Origin of the sequence: Prevotella sp. 10(H) (assembly GCF_000711235.1) — a bacterium.
Classification (GTDB): domain Bacteria; phylum Bacteroidota; class Bacteroidia; order Bacteroidales; family Dysgonomonadaceae; genus Dysgonomonas.
On the sequence record NZ_JOMI01000003.1, the window covers coordinates 572,983 to 586,383 of the forward strand.

At 39.5% G+C, this 13,401-nt stretch carries 13 protein-coding genes; 12 read left to right on the forward strand and 1 reads right to left on the reverse strand.

The annotated features are described in order from the left end of the window. Positions 1-99 precede the first annotated feature (99 nt). From K348_RS0107965 to K348_RS0107995, 7 genes are all read left to right on the forward strand, one after another. Complete coding sequence (locus K348_RS0107965) at positions 100-1,302, forward strand: pyridoxal phosphate-dependent aminotransferase (RefSeq protein WP_029904438.1); 1,203 nt, start codon at positions 100-102, stop codon at positions 1,300-1,302. Between the two features lie 48 nt (positions 1,303-1,350). After that, a complete protein-coding gene (locus tag K348_RS0107970; protein ID WP_029904439.1) occupies positions 1,351-2,199 on the forward strand; it encodes a hypothetical protein in 849 nt (282 codons plus the stop codon). 79 nt (positions 2,200-2,278) lie between these two features. After that, positions 2,279-2,860: a non-canonical purine NTP diphosphatase gene (locus K348_RS0107975; RefSeq protein WP_029904440.1), complete on the forward strand. Its 582-nt coding sequence runs from the start codon at positions 2,279-2,281 to the stop codon at positions 2,858-2,860. 38 nt (positions 2,861-2,898) lie between these two features. After that, positions 2,899-3,708, forward strand: coding sequence for a carboxypeptidase-like regulatory domain-containing protein (locus tag K348_RS0107980; RefSeq protein WP_029904441.1), 810 nt, complete (start codon positions 2,899-2,901; stop codon positions 3,706-3,708). A 174-nt stretch (positions 3,709-3,882) separates the two neighbouring features. After that, positions 3,883-5,379, forward strand: coding sequence for an acetyl-CoA hydrolase/transferase family protein (locus tag K348_RS0107985; protein WP_029904442.1), 1,497 nt, complete (start codon positions 3,883-3,885; stop codon positions 5,377-5,379). An 89-nt stretch (positions 5,380-5,468) separates the two neighbouring features. Next, on the forward strand, positions 5,469-6,149 hold the full coding sequence (locus tag K348_RS0107990) for an RluA family pseudouridine synthase (RefSeq protein WP_029904443.1): 681 nt from the start codon (positions 5,469-5,471) through the stop codon (positions 6,147-6,149). 27 nt (positions 6,150-6,176) lie between these two features. After that, positions 6,177-8,300 (forward strand): Tex family protein, encoded by a 2,124-nt coding sequence (locus tag K348_RS0107995; protein ID WP_029904444.1) that lies wholly within the window; start codon positions 6,177-6,179, stop codon positions 8,298-8,300. Between the two features lie 87 nt (positions 8,301-8,387). Here K348_RS0107995 and K348_RS0108000 read toward each other — a convergent pair whose 3' ends face one another. Then, positions 8,388-9,221, reverse strand: a complete 834-nt coding sequence (locus tag K348_RS0108000) for an energy transducer TonB (protein WP_029904445.1) — start codon at positions 9,219-9,221, stop codon at positions 8,388-8,390. A gap of 258 nt (positions 9,222-9,479) precedes the next feature. On the opposite strand from K348_RS0108000, the gene K348_RS0108005 reads away from it, so the two are divergent. The 5 genes from K348_RS0108005 to mnmD all read left to right on the forward strand — a co-directional run bounded on the left by K348_RS0108005 (position 9,480) and on the right by mnmD (position 13,377). Next, positions 9,480-10,217: a polyprenol monophosphomannose synthase gene (locus K348_RS0108005; RefSeq protein ID WP_029904446.1), complete on the forward strand. Its 738-nt coding sequence runs from the start codon at positions 9,480-9,482 to the stop codon at positions 10,215-10,217. 44 nt (positions 10,218-10,261) lie between these two features. Next, positions 10,262-10,888 carry a fumarylacetoacetate hydrolase family protein gene (locus K348_RS0108010; RefSeq protein ID WP_029904447.1) on the forward strand — a complete coding sequence of 209 codons (627 nt, stop codon included), beginning with the start codon at positions 10,262-10,264 and terminating at the stop codon, positions 10,886-10,888. 139 nt (positions 10,889-11,027) lie between these two features. Then, on the forward strand, positions 11,028-12,194 hold the full coding sequence (gene porV / locus K348_RS0108015) for a type IX secretion system outer membrane channel protein PorV (RefSeq protein ID WP_029904448.1): 1,167 nt from the start codon (positions 11,028-11,030) through the stop codon (positions 12,192-12,194). A 6-nt stretch (positions 12,195-12,200) separates the two neighbouring features. After that, positions 12,201-12,680 (forward strand): 2-C-methyl-D-erythritol 2,4-cyclodiphosphate synthase, encoded by a 480-nt coding sequence (gene ispF / locus K348_RS0108020; protein WP_029904449.1) that lies wholly within the window; start codon positions 12,201-12,203, stop codon positions 12,678-12,680. A 19-nt stretch (positions 12,681-12,699) separates the two neighbouring features. Next, on the forward strand, positions 12,700-13,377 hold the full coding sequence (mnmD, locus tag K348_RS0108025) for a tRNA (5-methylaminomethyl-2-thiouridine)(34)-methyltransferase MnmD (protein ID WP_029904450.1): 678 nt from the start codon (positions 12,700-12,702) through the stop codon (positions 13,375-13,377). Positions 13,378-13,401 lie beyond the last annotated feature (24 nt).

Consider the following 13,401-nt stretch of genomic DNA (forward strand, 5'->3'; position numbering starts at 1 on the left):
GATTTGCTTTATAATTCATAACATATAATTTACAATTCATAACGATAAATTCGTATATTTGTGCCTTATTGATTGAATAATCTATAGAATACTAACATTATGCCAAATATATCGCAACGTGGGATAGAGATGCCGAATTCTCCTATCAGGAAACTGGCTCCGCTATCGGATTCTGCTAAAGCAAGAGGGCTTAAAGTCTATCATCTGAATATCGGCCAACCCGATCTACCGACACCACAAGAAGCACTGGATGCAATAAAGAATATTGACCGTACGATACTAGAATATAGTCCGAGTGACGGCTACCGTTCCTACCGTGAAAAGCTTGTCGGCTATTATGCCAGATATAAGATTAATGTATCGGCCGATGATATAATCATTACCACAGGAGGGTCGGAAGCAGTATTATTTGCTTTTCTTGCCTGTCTTAATCCGGGCGATGAAATCATTGTTCCCGAACCTGCTTATGCTAATTATATGGCTTTCGCCGTTTCTGCCGGTGCGGTTATACGTACAGTGCCGTCGTCTATCGAAGAGGGATTTGCATTGCCGCCGATAGAAAAGTTCGAAGAACTTATCAATGAGCGTACAAAAGGTATAATGATCTGTAATCCGAATAATCCGACAGGTTATTTATATTCCCGCGCCGAGATGAATCAGATAAAACATCTGGTGCAGAAATATGACTTGTATTTGTTTTCGGATGAAGTATACCGCGAATTTATATATACCGGTTCACCCTATATTTCAGCCTGTCATCTTGTAGGCATAGAAGAAAATGTAGTATTGATAGACTCCGTTTCGAAACGCTACAGCGAATGCGGAATACGTATCGGGGCATTGATAACAAAAAATAAAGAATTACGTAAGACGTTGATGAAATTCTGTCAGGCGCGTCTTAGTCCGCCGCTTATTGGGCAGATTGCAGCAGAGGCTTCTCTGGATGCCAGCCCCGATTATTTGCAGGATACATACGATGAATATGTAGAAAGGCGTAAATTCCTTATCGACCGCCTGAACCGCATTCCGGGTGTATATTCTCCCATCCCTATGGGGGCATTTTACACTGTAGCCCGTCTGCCGGTAGATGATGCGGATAAGTTCTGTGCATGGTGCCTGTCTGATTTCGAATATGAGGGGCAGACTGTGTTTATGGCTCCGGCTTCCGGTTTCTATACAAATCCTAATCTCGGAAGGAATGAAGTACGTATAGCATATGTATTGAATAAGGATGATTTGGGCAATGCGCTGACTGTATTGGAGAAAGCATTGGAAGCCTATAATAAATTGGACGGCGAATAATTATTTTTATATAAACACTTTCTTTTTAAACTACATATTATAATTTTTATGAAATGGAATGTACTGGCACTCTCCGTATTGCTTGTTGTACTGTTTGGTTCATGTGCTTCGAATAAATATACTGTCTATTATTCGTCTTTAGTGATAGATAGTACAGCTACAGATATGGAGATTTATTCGAAAGACCGGAGAGTAAACGCAGAATGGATGGGGAACGATGGAAAGAAACAAGACATATCTATGTATTTAGATATATCGCAAGATGACATAGAAATGAATATGAAATGTTCGGCACCGGTCTATATTGATCATTCGAAAACTAAGATTTGCATTAATAATGAGTGCTATCGGTTAGAGAATGGTTTTGGAACGTCTAAAGGCGATTCGATAGTGGAAATTACCGAACATATTTCAAGTGTTGGCTTAGGAAATGTTGATATATCCGATACAACGTTCTATAAAGTGTATAATTCTTTTGCCGATAGTCTCTATTCTTACTCGACATATATAGCTGAATCTGATGATAAAGAAAAGGAAGTCACAGTGGCTTCACTTTCATTTTCAAAGATAGAAAGTCCTTTGAATATTTCAGGTTATATGGTTTATTATACTGATTATCTGTATAAAGAAGAACAAAATCTAAGCATAAGTCTTTATCAGAATAATTTACAAAAAGTAGTAGATACTCGGGAAAAGCAGCCATTAACAGGCAGAGCCTACGTAATCGACAAGTACTACACTACTTTTCTTATAACTCAAAAAACAGGAAAATACTGGGGATGGTATGAAATAAGAAGAGGACTTTTGCAGGGGACTGCTATTATACTTTTCCCTGTTATAATGGTTGGTGGAGGGCTTTATTCTTTAGGTAGGGCAATAGCAGGAGGTTATGATTAGTTTCGTTTGTTAGTATTTCATCCTTTTACAGGCTAAAATGTTTTGTGAAAATCAGTTCGATTATAAACGCTCATTTATTATGAAAAGAAAACTTGTATTTGCTACCAATAATGCTCATAAACTCGACGAAGTAAGAGAAGTTGTAAAAGATAATTTCGAAATTCTCAGCCTGAAAGATATAGGTTGCTACGAAGATATAGCCGAACCGGGCGAAACACTCCAAGAAAATGCTTTAATTAAAGCCCGCTATGTAAAGGAGAAATACGGCTATGACTCTTTCGGGGACGATACCGGTCTGGAAGTGGAGGCTTTAGACGGCGCACCGGGAGTATATTCAGCGCGTTATGCCGGAGAGGGGCATGATGCAAAAGCAAATATGAAAAAACTTTTAGAAAATCTCAAAGGAATAGAGAACCGTAAAGCCTGCTTCCGTTCGGTAATTGCTCTTATTCTCGATGGAAAGGAATATTTGTTTGAAGGGCGGATAGACGGGGCGATCATAGAAGAAGAAAAGGGTAGCGCCGGATTTGGCTATGATCCTATATTTATGCCTGATGGATATAATGAAACCTTTGCCGAGCTTGGTATGGATGTCAAGAATAATATTAGTCATCGGGCTCTGGCTGTAAAAAAGTTATGCGAGTTTCTTAAAGGTATTTAATCCGGATATTAAAATCAAATATCGAACCTTATGAATATATGAAAAATGCAATCCTGTTTGTTTCACTATTCTTTTTTACTTTCAGCCTCAACGCTCAACAAAAAAAGATAACAGGTATTGTAACAAATAATAGCGGTGAGACATTGATAGGAGTAAATATACGTGTGAAAGGTACAAATAACGGAATTATTACAAATATTGACGGAGAGTATGAGCTTTGGGCTTCTGCAGAGGATATTCTGCAGTTTAGCTATATCGGTTATTTGTCACAGGAAACAGTAGTCGGTAATCGTGATCAGATAAATATCAGATTAGAAGAGTATTATGATGATTTAGGACTTCCCACTGAATATTATCACGGAGGTAATATATCAGGTTCGGCTCAGGCAACGTATACAGGAAAGACCTTTGGTTATGCTTTCGACGTCCGTTCTACGTTTCCTTACTGGTGGTCGTCGCGGAAGAATGATTACATCACTTTTTACGATAAAATAAAGGGCAGAAGCAGTTTTGGATTCAAAATGGCGAAAACCGACCCATCTGTGGATAACTGGAAAGTGAGTCTGTCTTTACAGGCAAATGTATTAAACCGCCTAATAGAATTTGACCGATTGCTATATATTCGCCCGTATCTTTACGCAGGCATTTATCTTGATACATATGATAAGCAAATAAAATCGCAGAACTTAGAATACGGAGGAGGAGTCGATATCAAAATTGACCGTCGCTGGACTTATATATTTAGTTTTACGGCAGGTTATCAGGGGTTTACCCGGCGCCACGAGAGTAATAATTTTTTTCTGGGTATCCGTGTGACACCCAGGCCGATACCTGTCATTTATTACTGATAGTCTTTGATTTCACATATTAAGTATCATTATTATTTGATACTCTTTTGCTTATAAAATTTAATGATTTAAAATAGCAGTTAAGATTTTTATTTCGTACTTTTGCACCGCCAAACAATAAGGCGTATACGAATCGCAACTAAATAACTTATATAAATCATACATTTTAAAAACATGGCATTAAAATTTATGACTGCTGAAGAGGCAGCCGCACTTATCAGCAACGGCGACAATGTGGGATGCAGCGGTTTTACACACGCCGGATGCCCAAAAGTAGTTCCGGGATTCATCGCTAAACGCGCCGAAGAAGAACATGCAAAAGGAAACCCGTTCAAAATCAATATTTTTACGGGCGCTTCTACAGGCGATAAGCTTGACGGGGTGTTGTCGCGAGCAAAAGCAATCAATTTCCGTGCTCCTTACCAGACTAACAAAAGCATAAGAGAGGCCATTAATAGCGGTGAAGTAAAATATTGCGATTTACATCTTTCCACTATGGCACAGGATATCCGTTACGGATATTACGGAAAAATAGATTATGCCATAATTGAAGCCTGCGACGTAACTGAAGACGGAGAAATTGTGCCTACCTGTGGTGTCGGTATCTCTCCGACTGTAAGCCGTCTGGCTAAAAAAGTAATAGTAGAACTTAATGAGTGGAATCCGAAAGAAATGCGTGGAATGCATGACATTCCGGAACCTTTGGATCCGCCTCATCGCAGAGATATTCCTGTATATGCCGTTCGCGACCGTGTAGGAAAAAACCATATAAAAATAGATCCTGAAAAAATAATCGTAGTAAAAACTAACGAACCGAATGAAGGCAGTGGTTTTGCTCCGGTAGATGAAGTAACAGCCAAAATCGGTGCAAATGTGGCCGCTTTCTTTGTGAAAGAAATGGCAGAAGGCCGTATGCCTAAGACATTCCTTCCGGTTCAGTCGGGAGTAGGTAATATAGCCAATGCAGTACTTGCAGCTATGGGGGATAGTAAGGAAATTCCTGATTTCGACGTATACACCGAAGTTATTCAGGATGCTGTTATCGGACTGATGGAATCGGGACGTGTTAAGTTTGCCAGCGGCTGTTCACTCACAGTAAGTAATCCGTGCATCGAACATATCTATCAGAATCTCGATTTCTTTAAAGATAAAATCGTTCTGCGTCCATCCGAATATTCAAACAATCCGGAAGTTGTACGCCGCTTAGGTGTTATCGCTATCAATACTGCTATCGAAGCGGATATTTATGGTAATGTCAACTCTACTCATGTAATGGGTACAAAGATGATGAACGGAATCGGAGGTTCGGGTGACTTTACACGTAGTGCTTATGTATCTATTTTTGTTACACCTTCTGTCGCAAAAGACGGTAAGATCAGTTCTATTGTACCGATGGTAACGCATGAAGATCATAGCGAACATTCGGTGAAGATCATAGTAACAGAATACGGAGTGGCTGACCTTCGCGGTAAATGTCCTACAGAACGTGCCCAGGAAATTATCAATAAATGCGCTCATCCAGATTATCGTCCTCTATTGCAGGAATATATCAAGAATGCACCTCAGGGCAATACTCATTTCGATATGTATAATGCTTTTGCGTTTCATGAAGCATTTCAGGAAACAGGTGACATGAAAAATGTTACATGGAGGAAACCAAAAAAAGCTTAACACATAAATATTGAACATTATATCTGAAGAAGCCTTTCGATTTCCAATCGAAAGGTTTTTCTTTGTAGTAAATATAGAGATTTATAAAAATGACAGTTCTCTACGAAGATAACCATATCATTATAGTCAATAAGGCTGTATCGGAAATAGTACAGGGCGATAAGACCGGAGATAAACCACTCTCAGAAATCGTAAAAGAATACCTGAAAGAAAAATATAATAAGCCGGGCAATGTCTTCTGCGGCGTAACTCATCGCCTTGACCGGCCTACAAGCGGTATTGTAGTTTTTGCCAAGACAAGCAAAGCTTTGCCCCGGCTGAACGACATGTTCAAGAATAAAGAAGTAAAAAAGACATACTGGGCAGTAGTAAAAAATACACCTAAAAAAACAGAGGGTACACTCAGGCATTATCTGGTAAGGAATGAGAAACAGAATAAATCATATGCATTCGATTCGGAAAAACGATTGTCGAAATTGGCAGTTTTACATTATAAACTTATTGCCAAGTCAGATAATTATAGTTTGCTAGAGGTAGATTTGGAGACAGGACGCCATCATCAGATACGTTGCCAACTAGCCAAAATAGGAAGCCCTATAAAGGGCGACCTGAAGTATGGAGCGGATAGGTCAAATCCCGACGGAGGTATAAATCTGCATGCCCGTAGTATATCATTTGTACATCCGGTATCTAAGGAACTTATACAAGTTACTGCTCCTGTTCCTGATGATAATTTGTGGCAGACTCTAGAAAAAACTGTACAGGAATAATTATACATATAAAACAATCTCAAACATATGACTATAACAGACCTTATATCTTCTGCCTTAAATATCAAGGCTTCACAAATAGATAAGACTATCGAATTACTCGATTCCGGTGCTACTATTCCTTTTATCAGCCGTTACCGCAAGGAAGTGACAGGAGGGCTGGACGAAGTTCAGATAGGAAATATAAAAGAACAAAACGATAAGTTGAATGAACTTGTCAAACGTCGCGAAACAATACTGAAATCGATAGACGAGCAGGAAAAACTTACACCGGAACTGAAAACCCGTATCGAAAACTGCTGGAACAGTTCAGAACTAGAAGATATTTACCTGCCGTATAAACCGAAACGGCAGACCCGTGCTGAAATCGCTCGAAAGAAAGGCTTGGAACCTTTGGCTAAAATAATTATGGCACAACATCCGGCGAGTGTTGAACCTCAAGCTAAGCCATATGTAAAAGGAGATGTAAAAGACATAAAAGAGGCGATTGCAGGAGCGTGCGATATTATTGCCGAATGGATAAATGAGGACGAATATGCCCGTAATTCAATCCGCAATCTTTTCGAAAGGGAAGCTGTAATTACATCCAAGGTAGTGAAAGGAAAAGAAGAGGAAGGAGATAAATACCGCGATTATTTCGACTTTTCAGAGAAACTGAGCAAGTCGTCTTCGCATCGTATTCTGGCTATCCGTCGTGGTGAATCGGAAGGTTTTCTGCGTGTCAATATATCTCCGGATGAAGATGCCGCATTGGAAAGGCTGGATAAACGTTTCCTGAAAGGAGATAATGATAATGAAGCTACCAACTATGTGGCTGATGCTATAGAAGATTCTTATAAACGTTTGTTGAAGCCGTCGATAGAAACCGAGTTTGCCGCACGTTCCAAAGAGAAAGCAGATGAGGAAGCTATCCGCGTATTTATTGAGAACCTGCGCCAGTTGTTACTCGCGCCCCCATTAGGACAGAAAAGAGTACTGGGCATAGACCCGGGGTATCGTACCGGATGCAAACTTGTATGCCTCGATGCAGAAGGCAATTTGTTGCACAACGAAACTATCTATCCACATCCACCACAGAATGAAACTTCGAAAGCTGCTGCTAAAGTATCCAAGTTGGTCACTACTTATAATATAGATGCGATCGCTATCGGTAATGGTACGGCCAGTCGCGAAACGGAACGTTTTATTACAAATATCCGTTATGAAAAGGAGGTGAAAGTCTTCGTTGTTAGCGAAAACGGCGCATCTATCTATTCTGCTTCGAAAACTGCCCGTGAAGAATTTCCCGATTATGATGTGACCGTAAGGGGGGCCGTTTCTATCGGTCGTCGACTAATGGACCCTTTGGCCGAACTGGTAAAGATTGACCCGAAATCGATTGGAGTAGGGCAGTATCAGCACGATGTAGACCAGACAAAACTGAAGAATTCACTCGATTTGACCGTGGAAAGTTGCGTAAACCTTGTAGGTGTTAATGTAAATACGGCTAGTAAGCATCTCTTGACATACGTATCTGGTTTGGGGCCTGTACTGGCGCAGAATATAGTAGATTACCGTGCTGCTCACGGTGCTTTCAAATCGCGTAAAGAATTGATGAAAGTAGCCCGTATGGGAGAAAAGGCATTCGAGCAGTGTGCCGGATTCCTTCGAATTTCCGAAGCAGAGAATCCATTGGATAACTCGGCTGTTCATCCTGAGAGTTACTATGTTGTAGAGAAAATGGCTAAGGACTTAAATTGTACAGTCAAAGACCTGATTCAAAATAAAGAATTAAAGAAATCACTCGATCTGAAGAAATATATAACCGATACAGTCGGTTTACCTACATTGAATGATATTATAGAAGAGTTGGACAAGCCCGGACGTGACCCGCGTAAAGGTATCAAGATGTTTGAGTTTGATCCGAATATACGTACTATCGAAGATTTACGCGAAGGTATGATTTTGCCGGGCATAGTAACTAATATTACCAACTTCGGATGCTTTGTTGATGTAGGTATTAAGGAAAACGGCCTTGTACATATATCGGAACTGGCCGACCGCTTTGTTTCCGACCCTAACGAAGTGGTATCGCTTCATCAGCACGTAGAGGTAAAAGTCTTATCTGTCGATTTAGGTAGAAAGAGGGTACAATTATCTATGAAGAAATAGAAAATTTAGAATAGTAAAATGGCCGGAAACTTTCTTCCGGCCATTTTACTATACTAAATTTATTTTATTGTTGCAGCAAATGTCTCGTTATTTCAATTTATATACAATTGGTATAGTAAAGTATACCGGAACCGCTACTCCGTTATTCTTGCCCGGTATCCATCTCGGCATACTCTTCACTACTCTCATTGCTTCTTTATCACATGTTTGGCTGATGCCTTTCAATAATTGGAGATTAGTAATTTCACCGGTTGGGCTTACTACGAAGCGTATTGTAACACGTCCCTGGATACCCATTTCCTGATCTACAACCGGATAGTCTATATTATCATATATATATTTATACATTTCTGCTTCTCCACCCGGGAATTGAGGCATAAACTGTGCACTAACAAAAACTTCGGGTTCTTTAGGGGCTCCCCCGCCTTGTCCGTCACCTACAACATCTCTTTCAAATTCTTTTCGTACGGCGTCGGCATCTGTAGAGCCTTTTTCCACTTCAAATGCTCCGATAGCAACTTTACTGCTGGTAAGATCAGCCATGTTTGTCATCGTTTCATCAGTGGCTTTATCATCTTCTACAATTTTAGGTGGTGTAAATTTTTGCATAGCCACATATTTTGGCGGTTCCGGAATAGTAGGCTGGATAACTTCCGGTTCGGCTACCTTATTATCCATTTCCATAATAGTTACTACTTCATCGTATTTTCCGGTATCTGCTTTGGCAGTAGCGGCATTTATAGTACTGATAATTGCAGGCAGACAGGATACAACAGCTGCGAACAGCACGATTATACCGAATGCAATAAGATGTCTCTTTGTTGAAGACTGGCGCAATTCAAAAGCTCCGTATGATTTATTTTTACCTTCGAAAATAATATCACACCATTCAGCGGAATTTAAGTTAGCTAAGTTTTTCATGACTATAAGTTTTATATGTTATTACTTCTTTTCCCCTTTTGTACCTAATAGATAGAGAATGGTATGAAATTCCATAAACAGGTGTAAATATTTTTTAAAATGATATGTATACAATCCTTTTTTGATACGGTTGACTTTATGTGAATTAATTATTAAAGCTCTGTATTTTTGTTATTTTTAGTTATTAATATTTCTCTAATCAATTCTTAAAATGCTACATTTGTGGCTTAAATAAAAAAGGAGCAAAAAGAAAAGGATATGTCTGATTCCATAGTTATAATACCTACTTATAACGAAAAGGAGAATATAGAAGCAATTATCAAAGCTGTTTTGGACTTGCCTAAAGTATTCGATATTCTGATTATTGACGACGGTTCTCCCGATGGCACTGCAGCCATTGTGAAGAAGTTGCAGTTGGAATATCCGGATCGATTGTTCCTTATAGAAAGAGCTGGCAAATTGGGATTGGGAACAGCATACATAGCAGGTTTCCATTGGGTGTTGGAACGCTCTTATCAGTATATCTTTGAGATGGATGCCGACTTTTCTCATAATCCTAAAGACTTGTTGCGGCTTTACGATGCATGTAAAATTGATGGTGCCGATCTGGCTGTCGGTTCCCGTTACTATAGTGGAGTCAATGTAGTGAACTGGCCAATGGGGCGTGTACTGATGTCATACTTTGCATCTAAATATGTACGCATTATAACCGGAATGAAGGTACAGGATGCTACCGCAGGCTTTGTCTGTTACAAGCGGGAAGTGCTCGAAACTATCGATCTTGACAATATCCTTTTCAAAGGTTATGCTTTTCAGGTGGAGATGAAATATACAGCCTATTGTCTGGGCTTTAATATAAAAGAAGTATCTATCATATTTGTTAACCGTATGCTGGGAACATCAAAAATGAATTCCAGCATCTTTGCCGAAGGTGTTTTTGGCGTATTAAGGATGAGATTCAGACATTTATTCGGCGGTATAAAGAAAAAACAATAAAACTTGTTTATCTTTGCATCGGGTATATTAATTCAGAAGTATAAATGAAAATTATTTGCGTAGGTCTTAATTATCAGACGCACAATAAAGAAATGGGAAGGGCATTGTCTGATAAAGACGATGATCCGGTTTTGTTTATGAAGCCCGATACAGCTTTGCTTGCAGGAGATAAGCACAGATTTTATATACCTGATTTTTCATCTGATATTCATTACGAAGCTGAACTGGTGGTACGTATCGATAAAATGGGCAAGAATATAGCTGAACGCTTCGCTCATCGTTATTATAATGAGATAACACTCGGTATAGATTTCACCGCCCGTGATATACAAGCAGGACTGAAACAGAGAAGCCAGCCTTGGGAGATATCCAAAGCTTTCGATAATTCCGCTGCAACAGGCATATTTGTTCCAAAAGATAAATACGGAAAAGATATCCAGAGCCTTGATTTTCAATTGAAAAAAAATGATTTTCAGGTGCAATCGGCTAATACATCCGAAATGCTTCATTCTGTGGATAAAATTATTGCATTCGCAAGCCGTTTTTTTACTTTGAAAACAGGCGACCTTATATTTACAGGCACTCCTGCCGGGGTGGGAAAAGTTGAGGTCGGCGACAGGCTTGCGGGTATGGTTGAAGGCGATGAACTATTGGATTTACATATTTGTTAGAATATATATGTTAAATAATAAAATAAAAATAATAAATATCATAAATCGTAGTTATTAATAATACTGAAGGATATACAAGCTATTATAAACACCTTAACCAAATTAGAATTAATTACGTAAAAAATAAACAGTGGAATTAATGAAGAATCTTTTAAGAAAAGTCTTACTGGTAAATGTTTTTGCTATTACAACATTTAGTCTGACTGCTCAGGATAATATCAATCCTATACTGACAGCTGTGCCGTCGCTCTCTATTGCTCCTGATGCAAGGGGAGGAGGTATGGGGGATGCCGGAGTGGCTACTGCTCCCGATGTATACTCTCAACATTGGAATCCCGCAAAATATGCTTTTGCACCGAGTAAAGCCGGATTCGGGTTATCTTATACCCCATGGTTGAGAAAAATTATAAACGATATAGCTTTGGTTTATGGTGTAGGCTACTATAAGCTTGGAAATGAAAACAATCAGGCGTTGAGTGCTTCGGTTCGCTACTTCTCGGTAGGGGATGTTAGAATTGCTACCGAAGATGGCCGTTTTTCAGGACAGACGTTAAGCCCTCATGAGTTAGCGATCGATCTGGCATATTCCCGTAAGCTGACTGAAACTTTTTCCGGTTCGGTTACAGTACGATATATCCGTTCCGATTATTCGGGCGCCGATGAAGAAACTTCTCCGGGTAATGCGTGGGCTGCCGATGTAGCCGGTTATAACGAATCGTATATAAATATCGGTCAATCGGAAAGCTTACTTAGCTTCGGTTTTAATATTTCTAATATAGGAACAAAGATTGCTACTACAGGAGGCCCAAGAGATCAGTTCCTGCCTACCAATCTGCGATTGGGAGCATCATTAATGTATCCGTTAAACGAAGTAAGCACTTTATCATTCAGTGCAGATATCAATAAATTGTTGGTTCCTACACCGCCTGTACAAAAAGATGGCGAATTAGATGAGGATTTTCAGAAAAGGGTACAGGAATATAAAGATATCAGTCCTATTTCGGGTATTTTCAAATCGTTCGGTGATGCACCGGGGGGATTTTCCGAAGAGATGAAGGAAATCATGTGGTCTTTGGGTGCAGAATACGATTATGATAATAAATTCCGTGTGCGTACAGGTTATTTTTATGAAAATAAGATGAAAGGTAACCGTCAGTATCTGTCATTCGGAGCAGGATTCAAGCTTACTGCTTTCCAGCTCGATGTAGCTTATATGCTGGCTACGGCACAACAAAATCCGTTAGATCAGACGCTTCGTTTTTCTCTGGCGTTCGATATCGAAGGTATGAAGAATTTATTCAGATAATAAATAATGAAGATACGTGTAGGGTTTGGATACGATGTACACCGTCTTGCCGACAATCGCGACTTGTGGCTTGGAGGAGTAAAGATCGACCATACTCAGGGCCTAATGGGACATTCGGATGCGGATGTACTGATACATGCAATATGCGATGCTTTGCTGGGCGCAGCAAATCTGCGCGATATCGGATTCCATTTTCCCGATACTGCCGGAGAATATAAGGATATAGACAGTAAAATACTTCTTGCCAGAACGCTGGAAGTAATTACTGAAAAGGGATATGCAATAGGGAATATCGACGCTACTATTTGTGCCGAACGTCCTAAAATGAACCCGCATATTCCGCAAATGCAAAAGATAATGGCAGAGATACTGAAAATCTCTGAAAACGATATTTCTATTAAGGCAACTACATCCGAAAAGATGGGATTTGTAGGCAGAGAAGAAGGTTTTGCCGCATATGCCGTTGCACTTATAGAAAAACAGTAATAGTTAAACACAGTGTAAGATGAGTGTGAAACCTGTAATAGAGTTAACAGCTGACGGGTCTCACACTCTTTTTATTCCCGAACTCGACGAGCACTACCATTCGGTAAACGGCGCCGTACAGGAATCTACCCATGTATTTATTGAAGCAGGACTGAAACATTGCCTGAAAGATAAAATTCATATTTTCGAAGTAGGCTTCGGTACAGGATTGAATGCTTTTCTTACTTTATCAGCAACCCGAAATTTATCAAAGAAAATATACTACACTGCTATTGAAGCCTATCCTTTGGCGGAGGCTGTCATAAGTCAATTGAATTATGCGAATTCCTGCAATCCCCAAGAAAAGGAATTATATCATAAATTACATTCAGCCGATTGGAATAAAGAAATTGAAATAACGGATAATTTTTATTTAAAAAAAATACAGTCTGATTTTACAAATTTCGATTTCAAAAAAATAACCGATAAAATCGATCTGATTTACTTCGATGCATTCGCACCCGACAAACAACCGGATATGTGGACGCAGGAAATTTTCGATAAACTTTACACTGTTTCTGCCGATGATTGCATACTGGTTACATATTGCGCAAAAGGTGTTGTACGACGGATGATGCAGCATCCAGGATATTCAACAGAACGCTTGCCCGGCCCTCCTGGAAAGAGAGAAATGCTGCGGGCAGTGAAACATACATGATGTTATTTACCGTTAAGCTTTTCC

Bases quoted from the DNA above. Each gene is read 5' to 3' on its own strand.
- ispF (WP_029904449.1), top strand. From the start codon at position 12,201: ATGAAGATACGTGTAGGGTTTGGATACGATGTACACCGTCTTGCCGAC.
- mnmD (WP_029904450.1), top strand. From the start codon at position 12,700: ATGAGTGTGAAACCTGTAATAGAGTTAACAGCTGACGGGTCTCACACT.
- K348_RS0107985 (WP_029904442.1), top strand. From the start codon at position 3,883: ATGGCATTAAAATTTATGACTGCTGAAGAGGCAGCCGCACTTATCAGC.
- K348_RS0107980 (WP_029904441.1), top strand. From the start codon at position 2,899: ATGAAAAATGCAATCCTGTTTGTTTCACTATTCTTTTTTACTTTCAGC.
- K348_RS0107970 (WP_029904439.1), top strand. From the start codon at position 1,351: ATGAAATGGAATGTACTGGCACTCTCCGTATTGCTTGTTGTACTGTTT.
- porV (WP_029904448.1), top strand. From the start codon at position 11,028: ATGAAGAATCTTTTAAGAAAAGTCTTACTGGTAAATGTTTTTGCTATT.
- K348_RS0108000 (WP_029904445.1), bottom strand. From the start codon at position 9,221: ATGAAAAACTTAGCTAACTTAAATTCCGCTGAATGGTGTGATATTATT.
- K348_RS0107975 (WP_029904440.1), top strand. From the start codon at position 2,279: ATGAAAAGAAAACTTGTATTTGCTACCAATAATGCTCATAAACTCGAC.
- K348_RS0107995 (WP_029904444.1), top strand. From the start codon at position 6,177: ATGACTATAACAGACCTTATATCTTCTGCCTTAAATATCAAGGCTTCA.
- K348_RS0107990 (WP_029904443.1), top strand. From the start codon at position 5,469: ATGACAGTTCTCTACGAAGATAACCATATCATTATAGTCAATAAGGCT.
- K348_RS0108010 (WP_029904447.1), top strand. From the start codon at position 10,262: ATGAAAATTATTTGCGTAGGTCTTAATTATCAGACGCACAATAAAGAA.
- K348_RS0107965 (WP_029904438.1), top strand. From the start codon at position 100: ATGCCAAATATATCGCAACGTGGGATAGAGATGCCGAATTCTCCTATC.
- K348_RS0108005 (WP_029904446.1), top strand. From the start codon at position 9,480: ATGTCTGATTCCATAGTTATAATACCTACTTATAACGAAAAGGAGAAT.